Genomic DNA, 15,801 nt, shown 5'->3' with positions numbered 1-15,801 from the left:
GCGTAGGCTTGAGACAAGACAAGGCCGGGGAGTTACGCATGTTCAGGAAACTATCGATCGTCGCATTCGCCGCCGCACTTGCCGCTGCTCCGTTGCCGGTGCTGGCTCAGAGCAAGAAGGACAGCGTCGTCATGGCGATGGCGCTGGAACCGCCGGGGCTCGATCCCACCAACGCCGCCGCCGCCGCGATCGCCGAGATCACGCTCTACAACATCTATGAGACCCTGACCAAGATCAACGAGGACGGCACCACCTCGCCCCTGCTGGCGGAGAGCTGGACTGCATCGCCCGATCTGAAGACCTATACGTTCAAGCTGCGCAAGGGCGTCAAGTTCCACAACGGCGAGCCGTTTGACTCCGCAGCCGTGAAGTTCTCGTTCGAGCGCAACGCGGTCCCCACCAGCACCAACAAGGACAAGAGCCTGTTCCAGAGCTTCGAGAAGGTCGATGCGCCCGACGCCGACACGGTCGTGATCAGCCTGAAAAATTCCGAGCCGAACCTGCCGTTCCTGCTGGGGCAGGCGAGCGGCTCGATCGTCGAGCCGAAGAGCGCTGCCACCAATATCACGCAGCCGGTCGGGACCGGGCCCTATCAGCTGGGCGCCTGGGCCAAGGGCTCCTCGATGACCCTGACCAAATGGGCTGACTATCGCAACGCCGCCGCGATCAAGCTCGCGAAGGTGACGATCCGCTTCATCTCCGATCCGTCCGCACAGACGGCGGCGCTGCTGTCGGGCGACGTCGACGCGTTTCCCCGGGTGTCGGCCCAGCGCACCATCGCGCAGTTCAAGGCGGATCCGCGCTTCAACGTTATGGTCGGCGGCTCCAGGGCCAAGACCATCGTCGGTATCAACCATCGCAAAAAGCCGCTCGACGATGTTCGCGTGCGCCGTGCCATCCTCGCCGCGATCGATCGCAAGGCGATGATCGACGGTGCGGTCGACGGTTTCGGCACGCCGATCGGAAGCTTCTACGTGCCGGGCGCGCTCGGCTATGTCGACACGACAGGCATCAACCCCTACGATCCCGAGAAGGCCAAGAAGCTGCTAGCCGAAGCCGGCGTTACCACCCCGCTCGAGCTGTCGTTGAAGCTGCCGCCGCCGTCCTATGCGCGCCAGGGCGGCGAGGTCCTCGCGGCCCAGCTTGCCAAGGTCGGCATCATCGCCAAGATCGAGAACGTCGAATGGGCGCAATGGCTGTCGCAGGTGTTCGCCGGCAATGGTCCGCATAATTTCGACCTCACCATCGTCAGCCATGTCGAGCCGTTCGATCTCGTCAAGATCACCGAGCCGGACTACTATCTCGGCTACAACAACGACGCCTTCAACGCGCTCTACAAGCAGATCGTGTCGACGCCGGATGAAGCCGCCCGTGCCAAGCTTCTCGGCGACGCCCAGCGCATGCTGGCCACCGATGCAGTCTCGGGCTATTTGTACCAGCCGCAGCTGATCACCATCACCAACAAGAAGCTGAAGGGCGTCTGGAAGGACGTACCCCAATACGAGAACGATTTCTCGACATGGGCGTGGGAGTAGGGCGCGCATGTCGATTGCGCGATGTCGGTGACGATCTCTCCCAACGGAAGAGATCGTCACGAGACCGGTCCAAACAAAAAACCTGAAGAACAACCCCATGCACAGTAGCCGAGGGTAGTGATTTCAATGACTTGCGCGCGACGCGATTGATGAGTTGCGCGTCGCGCGATGCCGTTGACGCGTCGGGCAAAACACTGGCATGATGGCATCATCGAAGAAGGCCGCGCCCGCTTGGTTTGATTGGGTCGCTCGATTGCTCCCCCGACTTTGAACGTTCGGAACCCTCATGCGTTAGCTCGGCGCAGGATGGCCGCAGGCCGTGCGATCCGGCGCGAGGGTATGCGGAGTTCGGTTCTTGCTCAAACTATACAGGTGGCCATCCGACGACTGGCAGAAGATCGGCGCGGAGATGCCCTCCGAGATCATCTGGGCTGATCTATTGGACGCAACCGCGGAGGAAAAGCAGTTCGTCGAACGATTGCTCGGGATACGCGTTCCGTCCGAGGATTCGCTCAGCGAGATCGAAGCGTCGAGCCGCCTGATCCTCGACAACGGCACGCTCTATCTCAGCTCGCCGGCGGTCCGGCTCAACGAGAACAACGAGGCCGAGATCACGCCGGTGGGATTCGTCATCGGACCGCACGTGCTGGTGACGGTGCGTTTCGCGCAGCTGCCGATCTTCGAGGACATCGGCAAGCGCATCGGTTCCGATGACAGCCTGGAGAACGGCATGTGCGTGTTCACCAGCCTGATCGAGGCCATGGTCGACCGCGGCGCCGATGTCCTTGAGCATCTCGGCGCGAAGGTCGACAGGCTCTCGCGGGACGTCTTCAAGGGCGGGCTCGTTCGCAGCAAGCGGCCGGTCCGCTCCAGCCGGCGGATGCGCGAGGCGCTGGAAAACATCGGCGAGTTGGCGGATCGGCTGGCCAAGGCGCGCGATGTCCTGCTTGGCGTTGGCCGCATCGCTTCATTCGCCGGCGATGTCGGGGGTGAATGGATCACCGCCGCGTCGAAGAAGCGGCTCGAAGCCGTCTCCAAGGATGTCGCTTCGCTCGGCGATTACGAGACGCGATTGTCGGACAAGATCCAGCTTCTGCTCGATGCCGTGCTCGGCTTCATCAACATCCAGCAGAACGAGCTGTTCAAGATCTTGACGATCGTCTCGGTCGTCGGCGTGCCGCCCACGATTCTGGTCGGCATCTGGGGCATGAACTTCAAGCACATGCCGGAGCTGGACTGGACCTTCGGCTATCCGCTGGCGTGGCTCGCCATCATTGCCAGCGGCGTGCTGCCGCTGATCTGGTTCAAGCGGCGCGGCTGGTTCGAATGAAGCCGCGGCGCACCGTTCGAAATCGATGCGCCGCTTCTTGTGTCAGGCGACTTCGGCGGCGAATTTGCCGATCCAGTCGCGGGCAAGCGTCAAATCGGCCTGCGATAATTGATGGCCCGCCGGCAGGACCTTGTGACCGACCTGCGCGCCCGCTTCGGAAAGCAGTGATGCGAGCCGGGCCGAATTGCTCGCCGGCACGATCGGATCAGCCTGCCCGGACAACAGCAGGATCGGCTTGCCTGCGAGGTTGACCTTGGGCGGATCCGACAGCGGCACCATGGCGCGGAGCAGGATCGCACCAGCAAGCGCGTCCGGCTTCAGCAACAACAGCGCGGCTGCGATGTTGGCGCCGTTGGAGAAGCCGACCGCGACCGGCGCGGCGAGGCCATATCGCTGCCGCGCTTCCGCAACGAAGTCGCCGAGCTCAAGGGCGCGGCGGCGCACGTCGTCCTCGTCGAACACGCCCTCAGTGAGGCGGCGGAAGAAGCGCGGCATGCCGTGTTCGAGCACGCGGCCGCGCGGCGATAGCAGGGCCGAGCCGGGCGAGATCATCTTGCCGAGCCCGAGCAGGTCGTTCTCGTCGCCGCCGGTGCCGTGCAGCAGCAGGAGAGGAGGAGAGCCCGCGTCACGCGCGGGCTCGAAACGATGGATGAATGAACTCTCGGTCACGACACCCTCTCTTCCAGGTTCGGCAACACGCCCTCGATCTGCTTGCGCTGTGCTTCGAGGAAGCTCGGCAGCTTCAGGTCGTGTCCCAGCGTTGCCACGGGCTCGTCGACGGCGAAGCCTGGGATGTCGGTCGCGATCTCGAACAGCACGCCGCCGGGCTCGCGGAAGTAGATCGAGCGGAAGTAGTTGCGGTCGCGCTGTTCGGTCGGGTGCAGGCCGTGATTGCTCACGAGCCTTTGCGCCATCTTGCCCTGCTCGGCGTCATCGGCCGCGCGGAAGGCGATGTGATGCACGGAGCCGCCACCTTGGTGTCCGCGCAGGAAGCCCTTGGCTTCGTAGATGTCGACGACGCTGCCTTCGGCATCGCCCGGTGCCTTGAAGCGGATCACCGAGCCTTCGCGCGCCGTCTCCTTGAAGCCGAACACGTCGGTGAGGACGGCAGCCGTTTTTGCCGCGCTGTCGAGCAGCAAGGTCACGCCATGGAAGCCGCGGATCGCATGCTCGGCCGGCACCTCGCCATTGCTCCAGCCGGGCTCGCTCTCGGCGCCGGGGATACCGACGAGCGCGAGCGCCATGCCATCAGGGTCTGTGAACGGCAGCACGGACTCGCCAAAACGCTTCTCCAGCGCCTCATAAGCGATGCCCTTCTCGACGAAGCGTTGCGTCCAATAGCCGAGCGAGCTTTGCGGCACGCGGAAGGCGGTCTGGTGCGTCTCACCGACGCCGCGGCGCCCGGCCGGCACGCCGGCCCAAGGAAAGAACGTCAGGATGGTGCCGGGGCGGCCGGTCTCGTCGCCATAATAGAAGTGATAGGTGCCGGGATCGTCGAAATTGACCGTCTTCTTGACGAAGCGCAGACCGAGATCACGGGTGTAAAAGCCGAAATTCCTGATGGGGTCGCCCGCGATCGCGGTCACATGGTGCAGTCCAGACATTGTCGGTCCTCCAAAGCTCGGGGAGCGGTCTTGCTCTGCAGCGAAATATCGTTCCGCTTTGGATTGGAGACAATCCATGCAAATATGACCGCTATGTCTACGATTTGGAAACAATCGCCGGCGCCAGCCCGTGGATAAGGTCGCCAGCCTGCGAGCCTTCGTAAAGGTGGTCGAAAGCGGCAGTTTTGCCGAGGCGGGCCGGCAGTTGCGGCTGTCACGCTCGGCGATCAGCAAATACATCGCCGACCTCGAAGAAAGCCTCGGCGTGCAGCTCCTGAACCGGACCACGCGCCATGCGAGCCCGACCGAGAACGGCCAGCGCTATTTCGAGCGCGCGGTCGTGATCCTGTCGGAGATCGAGGCGGCCGACCAGGCCGTGGTGCAAGCGCAATCGGCGCCGCGCGGCCTGTTGCGCGTCAACGCGCCGATGTCGTTCGGCACCCTGCGGCTCGGGCCGGTGCTTGCCGATTTCATGGCGCGATATCCGGAGCTGCAGCTCCAGCTCGTGCTCAGCGACGACCTGCTCGATCCCGCGCAGGACGGTTTTGACGTGACCTTGCGCATCGCGGAATTGGAATCGTCGAGTTTGATCGCGCGAAAGATCATCCCGGTGGCGCGCATGATCTGCGCTTCGCCCGATTATCTGGCGCGTCACGGCACCCCAAAACATCCGCAGGATCTGCGCGAACATGTCTCGCTGACCTACGGCTTCCTGCTCACTGGCAATCAGTGGAAGCTCACCGGCACCGACGGCGATCATTGGATCCAGCCGGCCTGGTCGCTCTGCGTCAACAATGCCGAGGTGCTGCGCGATGTCGCGATCAAGGGCAGGGGGCTCGCGCTGCTCCCGGAGTTCATCGCCGCCGACGCCTTGAGGACAGGCGAACTGCGAACGGTGCTGGACGATTATTCTGCGCCGCCGCTTGCGCTCTATGCGGTGTATCCGCCGACCCGACATCTGTCGGTGAAAGTGCGGCTGTTCATTGATTTCCTGGTCGAGCGCTTTGGCCGGGAGGGCGAGGCGTCAACCCGATCAAAATGACCCGCGCGGAAGGGCTGAGCCGAGATATGTCGGCTCCGCGCGGCTCGCTGCTCTATTTTTTGGTATCGAGGAATTGGCGTATCGCCTTCACGGTCACCGCCGGTTGCTCTTCCATCAGCCAATGACCGGCGTCCGGAATGACCAATTCGGTGACGTCAGTCGCGGCGTTTCGCATCACGACGGCCTCTGTCGCACCGAAGGATTTTTCGCCCCCGACAGCCAGCACGGGAATGGTCAACTTGGTCGCGATCGCCTTCTTGTTGTCCTCGGCGTCGGTTCGGATCGACTTGAACTGGGCGAACGCAGCACGCATGGCGCCCGGCCGCGCATAGAGCGCTGCGTAATGACGGCGTGTTGCGTCCGCGATCCTGGAAGGCGTCCCCGCGAAGTCATTCCAGAAGCGGTCGAGGTAGATGCGCTCGCGGCCCTTGACCAGCCGCTCCATGTCCGGGCCTCCGAGATCAAAATGCCAAAGCTGCGGGCTGCGAACCACCTCGTCCCATGGCGGCACCCCAGGCACCGGGGCATCCATCACGATCAGCTTCTCGGCCAGGTCGCGATAACGGGCCGCGTAGGCATAGGCCACCATGGTTCCGATGTCGTGGCCGACGACGACGGCCTTTTCGATGCCGAGCGCTGCGAGAACGGCCCGCATGTCGGCAGCCTGGGTCCATTTGTCGTAGCCATTGTCGGGCTTGCTCGAGAGGCCCATACCGCGAAGATCGGGCACGACAACGGTGTGGTCGCGCGCGATATCAGCGGCGAGCTTGACCCACATGTCGCCGGTATCACCAAAACCGTGGATCAGGATTACGACAGGCCCCTGACCGCCGACGCGAACATGAATCTGCGTGCCGTTGGCCGCGATGGTTTTGGTCTTGAAGCCGGACGGAAACTGTTCGACCTCGGCGCGCGCGGCAGGGGCGAGCAGCATGAGAAGAATGGCGAGACATCTTGCGCGCACCGGCGCCTCCGATCATCTTGTATTTCAGTCCAGTGACTGAACGCTGTTAGGCCGGCCGGAGCAGATCGTCCAGCGCGCTCATCGAGGCCTCTCGAAGCGCGGCGAGTTCGCGGGCGGCTCTCTCGCATTCGGGCCGGGACATCGTGACTGCCGCCAGCTCGACCTCACGGCAGAATTCGAAAAGGCGGACGAGGCCGAGCGCACTCGCGCCGCTGCCGAGCTGGTGCGCGCAGCGCGCGAGCTGCGCGGGATCGTCAGTCGCCGCAGCCTTGGCAATCTCCTCGACCAGCTTTTCGCTCGTCAGTTCCAGCAGGTCGTGGAGTTTTGCGATCTGCGCCGCGCCCAGCAGCTCCTTCTGGTCATCAAGGAAATGCCGGTCGATCAATGCGCCTGCGGCGAGTTGCGGCGCGGCCGGCTGGTTCTGGGCATCGTCCTCGATCGCCTCGCGCAGCGCATTGATCAGGATCGGCTTGCTGACGATCCTGGCAATGCCTGCCCCCGCGAGCCGCTCGCGGGCGCGGCCCGACATGTCCGCGGTTACCGCGATGATGCGCGGCATGGTCGGCAGACCGAGCTTGCGGATCCGCGATGCCGCCTCGACGCCGTCCATGTCGGGCATGTGCAGATCCATCAGGATGATGTCGAACGCCTGATCGCGGGGGAGCGCGACGGCCGACGCGCCGTTCGTGGCGATGGTGGCGTGGTGGCCGAGCCTCTTCAACATCGCTTCACCGACCTCGCAATTGACGGGGTCGTCGTCGACCAGCAGCACGCGGAGCTGCCGCGATGGCGGCTGAACCGCGCCTTGCGCGATGTCGGTGGTGGCGAGGCCAAGCGGTACCTCAAGCATGAAGGAGCTGCCCGTACCCGGCGTGCTCGCCACCGTCAGCTCGCCGCGCATCAGGCGGGTGAGGCGCCGCGCGATCGCCAGTCCAAGGCCGGTGCCGCCGAACCGCCGCGCGATACTGTCGTCAGCCTGGACGAAATCCTCGAAAATCCGCTCGTGCATGTCGGGCGCGATGCCGATGCCGGTATCGCGCACGGTGATGCGCAGCAGGACATGATCGTCATGTCTCTCGGCGGCCGCGCTCAAGCCGATGCCGCCGCGCGGGGTGAACTTGATCGCGTTGCCGATCAGATTGAGCAGGATGCGATTGAGCCGCACCGGATCGCCGTGCACGGAGGTATTGACCGTCGCATCGCAGGCGAGATCGAAAGTCAGGCCCTTGTCAGAGGCCTGCGGACGCATCAGATCGGCGGCCGTCTCGATGAGCTGGTCGAGGCGGAAATCGCGGGTCTCCAGAGTCTCGGCGCTGGCCTCCAGGCGCGCATATTCGAGGATGCCGTCGACCAGCGCGATCAGCGTTTCGCCCGACGCGGCCGCGGTCGTGAGGTGGCGCCGCTGCGCTTCGCCGAGACTGCCGTCGTCGAGCAGTTGCAGCACGCCCATGACGCCGTTCAGCGGCGTGCGCAGCTCGTGGCTGACGACCGCGAGAAAGCGCGATTTGGTCTCGTTGGCCGCAACCGCCGCGCTGCGCGCACGCTCGGCGGCATCGTGCTCGGCAAGGGCCTGGTCGCGGGTCTTTTCCAGTTCGGAGGTGCGCTCGATCACCTTGCGCTCGAGCGTCGCATAGGATTCGCGCAAGTGAGCGGCCATCCGGTTGAATTGATCGCCGAGCGCCTCCAGCTCGTCGCCGGTCTTGATCGCGAGCCGCAGGCTGAGGTCGCCGCTGCCGATCCGCCGCGCGCCCTGCGTCAGGATCTGGATCGGCACGGTCATGCGCCGGCTCAGAAAGAGAGAGACCAGCACCGCACATGCCAGCAGGATGACCAGGAGAAAAGTCGAGCGCCCGATCGACGCATAGATCGGCGCATAGGCCTCGGTGAGCGGCAGCTCGACGAACACCAGCCAGCCCAACGAGGGGACCGTCGCATAGGTCGACAGCACGCGTTGACCGGACAGATCCTCCTTGACCAGGCCGCCGGAGGGCGGCCCGATGCCATCGAGCGCGGCTCGGACGTCGGGATGGCCGGAGAGATCGCTGCGGCGCAGCGCCCGCCACAAATCGGGATGCGCGATCAGGATACCCATGCGATCGACCACATAGGCCTTGCCGGTGTTGCCGACCCTGATTCCGGCGACGAGGTCCCAGATGAAGCGAAGATTGACCTCGGCGACAATCACATCCGGCGCCAGGCCCGTTCCGCGCGTGGCGAGTGTCATGAACGGCTCGGTGTCGCCGAGGAAGTAGACCGGCCCGTAATATGCGCGGCTTTCGTTGGCGCCGCGGAAGGCCTGCGAGGCGGAGAGGTCGGTCTTGCTGCCGATCCTGTCCGCGACACGGCGCGACACGCGCACCTGCTCGCGGCCTTGGGCGTCGAGCTCGGCGATGTCCGCAATCGCAGGCGAGAGGCGCAGGAGGCGGATGGCGTTCAGGCGCTGGTCCTCGTTCGTGGACAGCTCCGGGGGCAGGCGCGAGAGCCATCTGATCTGGTTTTCGATCTGGCCAATGAACTGGCCGATCTGGACGGCGGCGCTTGCTGCCTGCTCGCGCTGGGTCGCCGCCAGGAGTTGCTTCTGCTCGCGATAGGAGAACCAGACGTCGAAGCCGGTGTTGATGGCGAGCGCGGCGAAAGCGAGCGCGACGATCGAGTAGAGGTATTTGCGGAACAGCCGGCCGGGAGGTGGCCGCAAATCTCCCTGGTCGATCGTCTCGTTCACTCGCGGATCTCGTCGGCGCGCGCGAGCAGTGTGAATGGTATCGTCAAATCCAGCGTGCGGGCGACCGTGCGGTTGATCAGGAGTTCGTATTTCCGTGGCGATTGCACCGGCAGATCGCCGGCCTTGGTGCCGCGCAGGATGAGATCGACATAGTCGGCCGAGCGCACTTCGAGCGTCGGCCCGTAGCTCATCAGCCCGCCCGCATCCATGAAATAATAGAACGGGTAAATCGCAGGGACGCGATATTTGGCCGCCGCCGCCACCGCCGCCTGCCGGTGGACCACCAGGAAGCTGTCGACCAGCGCAATCATTGCCGCCTTGGGGGGAGCGGAAAAGGGCCTGACGGCTTCGTCGATCTCCGTTGGCGCGCTGACGGGGGCGGGGATCACGGACACGCCGGCCAGTGCTGCCTCTTGCTCGATGGAATCGAGGAAGAAACGGCCGCCGCGAGGCGTGGTCGCCGGGTTGTACAGGATACCGACGCGCGCAAGATCCGGCACGGCCTCCCGGATGAGCTGAAGCCATTTGCCGCCCATCTCGGCGCTGCTGTTGGTGAAGCCGGTCACGTTGCCGCCGGGATGGGCGAGGCTTTCGACGAAGCCGTTGCCGACGGGATCGTTGGCCGTCGCGAACACGATCGGAATGGTTTTGGTGGCTTCCAGGACTGCTGCGGTTTCTATCGTCGAGCCGGTCAGGATCACATCCGGCTTGAGCGCCAGCAATTCCTGAACCGCGGTTTTCACTCTATCCGGCGCGCCGAAGGTCGAACGGAGCTCAAGGCGGAAATTGACGCCTTCGACCCAGCCTCGCTGCCTCAAGCCCACGATGAGGCCACCCAGGCGGGAGGTCGGGCTATCGATCATGCTCCTTTTGGTCAGTTCGTCGTCGAGCGGCAATGCCGTCAGCGATCCCACGACCCGTACGCGATCAGATGTTGCGCCGAGCGCCAGCCACCCCGCGGCGGTCGTGCTGGCAAGGCGAATGAACCCGCGGCGATCGACCGCGAGAGCGGAAGGCCGTTCGGTCATGACATTCTTTGCATGGTGGCTAGCCCCAGGCGCATGCTTAGCGCGAACGGCCGGCATCCACAATTGACGAAAAAATGCGTTTGTGACTGCTCATTCGCAGCGTCTGACAGCCCGATACCGTATTCCTACGCCGGCAGCCGCTCGCAAGACGGAAGATGGATCTCCGGCGCGGCCTGCTTAGCGCCGCAACGTGAACTCATCCGCGCCGCGGCGCTGCTCCCACTTCGCCTGTTCCAGCTCGGGCCGGTCGCATTCGACTTCCGGATAGCCGATACAGAGATAGGCGATGAATTTCCAGGTGTCGGGCACGTCGAGAATGGCGTGGATGCGATCCGGATGGAGGATCGATACCCAGCCAAGCCCGATGCCCTCGGCGCGCGCGGCGAGCCACATCGCGGTGATCGCCGCGACCACGGAATATTCCGTCGTCTCCGGCATCGTCGCGCGGCCGAGGCCGTGACCGGTGTCGCTGGCCTTGTCCGCGAATACGGCGAGGTGGCCCGGGGCCTGTTCGAGACCCGAGAGTTTCAGCGTGGCATAGCGTGCTGCGCGCTCACCGGCATAGGAATTCAGCGCGTCCGCGTTGCACGCTTTGAAGTCGTCGATCACGGCGCGACGCCGTGCGGCGTCATCGGCGATGACGAAGCGCCAGGGCTGGCTGAGGCCGACCGAGGGTGAGAGACAGGCCGTCTCGATCAGGCGATCGATGGCGCCGTCCGGCAACGGATCGGCGCGAAAGCGGCGCACGTCGCGGCGCCACACGAACAGCTCGCGCAAGTGCTGGCGGAAGGTGTCGTCGAATTCGACCATTGCGTCACCCTCCGATCTGGAAAGCTGCGGCAACCAGCAGGATCAGAATCTCGCCGGTCTGCTCGAACGCGCCGAGGATGTCGCCGGTCTGCCCGCCGATCTGGCGGATGGCAAGTCGCGCCAGCATCAGGCCGGAGAGAGCGAGCAGGATCAGGCTCACCAGCGCCTTGCCCGGCCCAAGCGCGAGCACGAGCGCGAGGATTCCAACAGCGAATGCGATTGCAACGCTGCGGCCCGGCGGTGATCCCGCACTCGCCGACAGGCCGTCAGGTCGCGCAGGCGCGACCTGCGACATGAAGGCCGGCAAGCCCGCGCGGGCCGCAGTGTGCGCAGCGCACAGTGCGAGCGCGACGGCCCACGGATTGGCGATCGTCGCGAGCGCGCTCCAGCGCAGGCCGAACGACAGGATCAGCGCGCAGACGCCATAGGTGCCGATCCGGCTGTCGCGCATGATCTCGAGCTTGCGCTCGCGGGTGCGGCCGCCGCCGAGCCCGTCGGCGGTATCGGCAAGGCCGTCCTCGTGCAGCGCGCCGGTGACGAGGGCGGTCGCGGCCAGCGCGAGCAGGGCGGCAAGGTTCGGCGACAGACCCAACAGGCTCGCGACCTTGTAGACCAAGGCGCCGGCAAGGCCGACCAGCACTCCCGCGACTGGAAGAGCCCAGGTCGCGCGTGCGACGGCGCCGTCAGCTGCGGGCTTCGACAATGCGATGGGGAGGATTGTCACGAACGATGCCGCCATCCTGAGATCGGCGATGACGTCTCGCAAAAATTGGTCGCGCGGCATCATTTCAGTTTCATCGGTAGGCCGGCGACGACGAACTCGGCCTCGTCCGCAACGGCCGCGATGGCCTGGTTCATGAAGCCGGCGGCGTCGCGGAAGCTCCGCGCCAGCGCATTGTCGGGCACAATGCCGAGGCCGACTTCGTTGGTGACGAAGACGACAGGGCTCTTCTGGCCGCGCAGGAAGAGGGCGAGCTTCATGACTTCGTGATCCCAGTTGCGCTGCGCATGCATCATGTTGGAGAGCCACAGGGTCAGGCAGTCCACCAGCCTAGCGCCGCCGCCATCGGTTTCGATCAGCGCCTGCAGAAGATCGAGCGGTACCTCCCGCTCGATCCAATCGGTTGAGCGTCGTCTGCGATGCTTTTCGATGCGTGCTTCCATTTCCGCATCGAGCGCCTCGGCCGTCGCGATATAGACGGGGCGGCCCGGAAAGCTGCGTGCGCGTTTTTCCGCATGGGCGCTCTTGCCCGATCGCGCTCCGCCCGTGATCAAGATGACGGCCATAAAAATCTCCTGTCGGCCAGCACTAATCACCAAACGAGGCCAAAAACAAAGCCGAAATCCGCCAATCGGGGGCTTGCGCTCCGGCCGTCGTTTGCGCAACAGGGGCGGGACAGGAGGCGGGTGTGGGTTTTGCGGGTGCGATGGCGGTGGCGATGGTGGTGGATGCCCTGTTGGGCTGGCCGTCGTGGTTGTTCGCGCGGATCGGCCATCCCGTCACCTGGCTGGGCGGGCTGATCTCTGCCATCGACACCTCGTGGAATCGACCGTCCGATCCGCCGGCATTTCGCCGCGCCGCGGGTCTTGCCGGAGCACTCGTCGTGATCGCGCTCGCTGTCGCGCTCGGCTGGGTGCTGCAGTCTCTGCTTCCCTTGGGATTGATCCAGCTCGTGCTGGTCGGGGTTCTGGCCTGGCCGCTGATCGCCTTGCGCTCGTTGCACGACCACGTTGTTGCCGTCGCAAATCCCACGCGGGCCGGTGATATCGCCGCCGCACGCGAGGCGGTCTCGCGCATCGTCGGCCGCGATCCCGCCGCGCTTGACGAGGCCGGGATCGCGCGCGCTGCGATCGAGAGCCTCGCCGAGAATGCGTCCGACGGCATCGTCGCACCGGTGTTCTGGGGCGCGCTGTTCGGTCTGCCCGGCATTTTGGGCTACAAGGCGATCAACACGCTGGACTCCATGATCGGCCATCGCTCTGAACGCCACGAAGCCTTCGGCTGGGCCGCGGCGCGCATCGACGATGTCGCCAATTTCATTCCGGCGCGGCTGACCGGACTTCTGTTCGTGCTGCTGGCGCCACGGCGATCAGAGGCGCTGTCGTGCATGACGCGGGATGCACGCCGTCACCGTTCGCCCAATGCCGGCTGGCCGGAAGCGGCCATGGCGGGCGCGCTTAGTGTGCGGCTCAGCGGTCCGCGGATCTATCACGGCAGCATCACGAACGAGCCATGGCTGAATGAAGCTGCGCGCGATCCGCTTGCCGCCGACATCGATCGAGGCTTGACGGTTTACCGCCGCACCATGCTGCTGCTCGCCGGCATCCTTGCGATCTTGGCCTTCGCGTGAAAGAACAGCGCATGCGCGAGCACGGTGGAAATCTCGATCAGGCCCAGCAGCGCTTCGGCGGTCGCGCGGAGGACTGGATCGATCTGTCGACCGGTATCAACCGCCTGCCTTATCCCGTGGGCGAGGTGAGTTCGCGCGCGTGGAGCGCGTTGCCGTCGCGCGCCGAGATCGAGGCGCTGCATCAAGCGGCGCGGCACGCTTACCGCACGAGCGCGGCGGTTGTCGCGCTCGGCGGCGCACAGGCGGCGATTCAACTGCTGCCGCAACTTGCGCCACCCGGCCGCGCGCGCATCCTCGCCCCGACCTACAACGAATATGCCGGGGTCCTCTCGGCCGCGGGCTGGGAGGTCCAGGAGGTCGGGGACTTCGACGCATTGGCGGGCGCGGACCTCGCCATAGTCGTCAATCCCAACAATCCCGACGGCCGATGCCACCCACCAAGGGATTTGCTGACGCTGCTGCCGCGCGTCGGTCGTCTCGTCGTCGACGAGAGTTTCGCCGATGTAGCCCCGCAGCTATCGCTTGCATCCGGGGACCGGCCGGGGCTGCTGATCCTGCGCTCCTTCGGAAAGTTCTATGGCCTTGCCGGCCTGCGGCTAGGCTTCGCGCTCGGCAATTCGTCCGACATCGCCAGGGTCGCGGCGATATCGGGACCTTGGCCGGTCTCGGGAGCGGCGATCGCGATCGGCTGTCGCGCTCTGCGTGACGATGCCTGGGCCGAGGCCACGTCCGCGCGGCTCGCGCGAGACTGCGTTCGCCTCGACGGCATGGTGCAGTCGCAAGGCTGGACGCTCGTCGGCGGGACGCAGCTGTTTCGTCTCTACGAGACGCCTGACGCACCTGCCGCGCAGGAGAAGCTGGCGCGTCGCCATATCTGGTCTCGCGTGTTCGCGCGAGAGCCGACATGGCTGCGCCTCGGGCTTCCGGGCAGCGAATCCGAATGGACCCGCCTGGCCGAGACTCTAGCGCGCTAGGGCGAGCAGGCCGTCGACATCGAGATGGGCTTCGATGTGATCGGCGAGCGCATCGAGCGCGCTCTCGACCCTTGCGTGATAGGGCTCGTCGCCGGCGGGAATGTCGAGCTTCGCCAAAAAGGCCTTGCGGAAATCATCCGACGTGAACAGGCCGTGCAGATAGCTGCCCTGCACGCGTCCGTCGCGCGAGATCGCGCCTTCCGGTTCGCCATTCAGCCTTGCGAATGGCCGCGCGCGATCCGGCCCATCAGTGCGGCCGATGTGGATTTCATAAGCCTCGATCGGCTGATTGGTGGCGGCATGCAGCGCTGCGACGCGTGTCAACGTCTTCTCCGAGCTCATCACCGTTTCCACATCCAGAAGTCCGAGACCCGGTGTGTCGCCGGCGGGGCCCTCGATCCCCTCGGGATCAGCGACGCTGCGTCCGAGCATCTGATAGCCGCCGCAGAGGCCGAGCACATGGCCGCCTCTGCGGTACTGCGCCAGGAGATCGATGTCCCAGCCCTGCGCGCGCAGAAAGGCGAGGTCGCCGCGGGTGGATTTCGAGCCGGGAATGATGACGAGGCGCACGTCGCCGGGAATGGCCTCGCCCGGCCGCACCATCACGAGATCGACGCCGGGCTCGAGCTTGAGCGGATCGAGATCGTCGAAATTGGCGATTCGCGACAGCGCGAGACAGGCGATCTTGCATTGACCCGGTTTGCGCGCATCGCTCAGGCCCAGCGCATCCTCGGCCGGCAGCTCGCCGGCGCGCGCGAACCAGGGCAGCACGCCGAGGCCGCGCCATGCGGTCTTTTCTTCGATCAGTCTGTAGCCGTCATCGAACAATGTGGGATCGCCGCGGAACTTGTTGATGACAAATCCCTGGATCATCGCGGCATCGTCCGGGTCGATCACCGTCTTGATGCCGACGAGTTGCGCGATGACCCCGCCGCGGTCGATGTCGCCAACCAGCACGACCGGCACATCGGCCTTGCGCGCAAAACCCATATTGGCGATGTCGGCCTTGCGCAGGTTCACTTCGGCCGGGCTGCCGGCACCCTCCACCAGAACGAGATCGGCGCGCGCCTTCAGCCGCTCGAAGCTCTCCAGCACGGCGCCCATCAATGACGGTTTCATCGCCGCATATTCACGCGCACGCGCGGTCGCGATGCGTTTTCCTTGCACGATCACCTGCGCGCCGACATCGGTCTCGGGCTTGAGCAGCACCGGGTTCATGTCGGTGTGCGGCTCGACGCCGGCGGCGAGCGCCTGGAGTGCCTGGGCGCGGCCGATCTCGCCGCCGTCAACGGTGACGGCTGCATTGTTCGACATGTTCTGCGGCTTGAACGGGACCACGCGCAGGCCGCGTCGCACAAAGGCGCGTGCGAGGCCGGCAACGATGAGCGACTTGCCCACGTCCGAGCCGGCTCCCTGGATCATCAATGCGCGCGCCATCGCG

At 65.2% G+C, this 15,801-nt stretch carries 14 protein-coding genes; 5 read left to right on the top strand and 9 right to left on the bottom strand.

Annotated features, from left to right (window positions below; genetic code table 11):
• Positions 1-38: 38 nt before the first annotated feature.
• Both RX329_RS29060 and RX329_RS29055 read left to right on the top strand, forming a co-directional pair.
• Positions 39-1,535, top strand: coding sequence for an ABC transporter substrate-binding protein (locus tag RX329_RS29060; RefSeq protein ID WP_317244733.1), 1,497 nt, complete (start codon positions 39-41; stop codon positions 1,533-1,535).
• Between the two features lie 355 nt (positions 1,536-1,890).
• Entirely contained in the window at positions 1,891-2,865 is a 975-nt protein-coding gene (locus RX329_RS29055) for a magnesium transporter CorA family protein (RefSeq protein ID WP_204510757.1), read from the top strand.
• A 42-nt stretch (positions 2,866-2,907) separates the two neighbouring features.
• Here RX329_RS29055 and RX329_RS29050 read toward each other — a convergent pair whose 3' ends face one another.
• Together RX329_RS29050 and RX329_RS29045 are read right to left on the bottom strand one after the other, a co-directional pair.
• A complete protein-coding gene (locus RX329_RS29050; protein ID WP_018458645.1) occupies positions 2,908-3,534 on the bottom strand; it encodes an alpha/beta hydrolase in 627 nt (208 codons plus the stop codon).
• Positions 3,531-4,469, bottom strand: coding sequence for a ring-cleaving dioxygenase (locus tag RX329_RS29045; protein WP_018458646.1), 939 nt, complete (start codon positions 4,467-4,469; stop codon positions 3,531-3,533). Before RX329_RS29045 ends, RX329_RS29050 begins: the two co-directional genes overlap by 4 nt.
• Positions 4,470-4,599: 130 nt before the next feature.
• Between RX329_RS29045 and RX329_RS29040 the strand changes: the two genes are divergently transcribed.
• The gene (locus RX329_RS29040) at positions 4,600-5,511 is read left to right on the top strand and encodes a LysR family transcriptional regulator (RefSeq protein WP_317244732.1); all 912 of its coding nucleotides are present in this window, start codon (positions 4,600-4,602) and stop codon (positions 5,509-5,511) included.
• A gap of 52 nt (positions 5,512-5,563) precedes the next feature.
• On the opposite strand, the gene RX329_RS29035 is transcribed toward RX329_RS29040, so the two are convergent.
• The 6 genes from RX329_RS29035 to cobU form a co-directional block, all read right to left on the bottom strand.
• Positions 5,564-6,445: an alpha/beta fold hydrolase gene (locus tag RX329_RS29035; protein ID WP_247404404.1), complete on the bottom strand. Its 882-nt coding sequence runs from the start codon at positions 6,443-6,445 to the stop codon at positions 5,564-5,566.
• 76 nt (positions 6,446-6,521) lie between these two features.
• Positions 6,522-9,197, bottom strand: coding sequence for a hybrid sensor histidine kinase/response regulator (locus RX329_RS29030; protein WP_247370818.1), 2,676 nt, complete (start codon positions 9,195-9,197; stop codon positions 6,522-6,524).
• Positions 9,194-10,225 carry an ABC transporter substrate-binding protein gene (locus RX329_RS29025; protein WP_247821443.1) on the bottom strand — a complete coding sequence of 344 codons (1,032 nt, stop codon included), beginning with the start codon at positions 10,223-10,225 and terminating at the stop codon, positions 9,194-9,196. The genes RX329_RS29030 and RX329_RS29025 overlap by 4 nt, the downstream gene beginning before the upstream one ends.
• A 177-nt stretch (positions 10,226-10,402) precedes the next feature.
• A complete protein-coding gene (bluB, locus tag RX329_RS29020; RefSeq protein WP_317244731.1) occupies positions 10,403-11,035 on the bottom strand; it encodes a 5,6-dimethylbenzimidazole synthase in 633 nt (210 codons plus the stop codon).
• Positions 11,036-11,039: 4 nt separating this feature from the next.
• Positions 11,040-11,822: an adenosylcobinamide-GDP ribazoletransferase gene (gene cobS / locus RX329_RS29015; protein WP_247404394.1), complete on the bottom strand. Its 783-nt coding sequence runs from the start codon at positions 11,820-11,822 to the stop codon at positions 11,040-11,042.
• Positions 11,819-12,322 (bottom strand): bifunctional adenosylcobinamide kinase/adenosylcobinamide-phosphate guanylyltransferase, encoded by a 504-nt coding sequence (cobU, locus tag RX329_RS29010; protein WP_247371102.1) that lies wholly within the window; start codon positions 12,320-12,322, stop codon positions 11,819-11,821. Before cobU ends, cobS begins: the two co-directional genes overlap by 4 nt.
• 122 nt (positions 12,323-12,444) lie before the next feature.
• Between cobU and cbiB the strand changes: the two genes are divergently transcribed.
• Complete coding sequence (gene cbiB / locus RX329_RS29005) at positions 12,445-13,386, top strand: adenosylcobinamide-phosphate synthase CbiB (protein WP_247404391.1); 942 nt, start codon at positions 12,445-12,447, stop codon at positions 13,384-13,386.
• Positions 13,387-13,397: 11 nt separating this feature from the next.
• Positions 13,398-14,360: a threonine-phosphate decarboxylase CobD gene (cobD, locus tag RX329_RS29000; RefSeq protein WP_162496361.1), complete on the top strand. Its 963-nt coding sequence runs from the start codon at positions 13,398-13,400 to the stop codon at positions 14,358-14,360.
• Here cobD and RX329_RS28995 read toward each other — a convergent pair.
• Positions 14,349-15,797, bottom strand: coding sequence for a cobyric acid synthase (locus RX329_RS28995; RefSeq protein ID WP_247370807.1), 1,449 nt, complete (start codon positions 15,795-15,797; stop codon positions 14,349-14,351). The two genes, cobD and RX329_RS28995, sit on opposite strands and share 12 nt — an antisense overlap.
• Positions 15,798-15,801 lie beyond the last annotated feature (4 nt).

Origin of the sequence: Bradyrhizobium sp. BWC-3-1, assembly GCF_032917965.1 — a bacterium.
GTDB classification, from domain to species: domain Bacteria; phylum Pseudomonadota; class Alphaproteobacteria; order Rhizobiales; family Xanthobacteraceae; genus Bradyrhizobium; species Bradyrhizobium canariense_D.
This window is presented reverse-complemented; position numbering and strand designations above follow the sequence as displayed.

What these genes read in the sequence shown, in the direction of transcription:
- cobU (WP_247371102.1), bottom strand. Translation starts at nt 12,322, where the DNA reads ATGGCCGTCATCTTGATCACGGGCGGAGCGCGATCGGGCAAGAGCGCC.
- cobS (WP_247404394.1), bottom strand. Translation starts at nt 11,822, where the DNA reads ATGATGCCGCGCGACCAATTTTTGCGAGACGTCATCGCCGATCTCAGG.
- RX329_RS29045 (WP_018458646.1), bottom strand. Translation starts at nt 4,469, where the DNA reads ATGTCTGGACTGCACCATGTGACCGCGATCGCGGGCGACCCCATCAGG.
- RX329_RS29060 (WP_317244733.1), top strand. Translation starts at nt 39, where the DNA reads ATGTTCAGGAAACTATCGATCGTCGCATTCGCCGCCGCACTTGCCGCT.
- RX329_RS29035 (WP_247404404.1), bottom strand. Translation starts at nt 6,445, where the DNA reads ATGCTGCTCGCCCCTGCCGCGCGCGCCGAGGTCGAACAGTTTCCGTCC.
- bluB (WP_317244731.1), bottom strand. Translation starts at nt 11,035, where the DNA reads ATGGTCGAATTCGACGACACCTTCCGCCAGCACTTGCGCGAGCTGTTC.
- RX329_RS28995 (WP_247370807.1), bottom strand. Translation starts at nt 15,797, where the DNA reads ATGGCGCGCGCATTGATGATCCAGGGAGCCGGCTCGGACGTGGGCAAG.
- cobD (WP_162496361.1), top strand. Translation starts at nt 13,398, where the DNA reads ATGCGCGAGCACGGTGGAAATCTCGATCAGGCCCAGCAGCGCTTCGGC.
- RX329_RS29025 (WP_247821443.1), bottom strand. Translation starts at nt 10,225, where the DNA reads ATGACCGAACGGCCTTCCGCTCTCGCGGTCGATCGCCGCGGGTTCATT.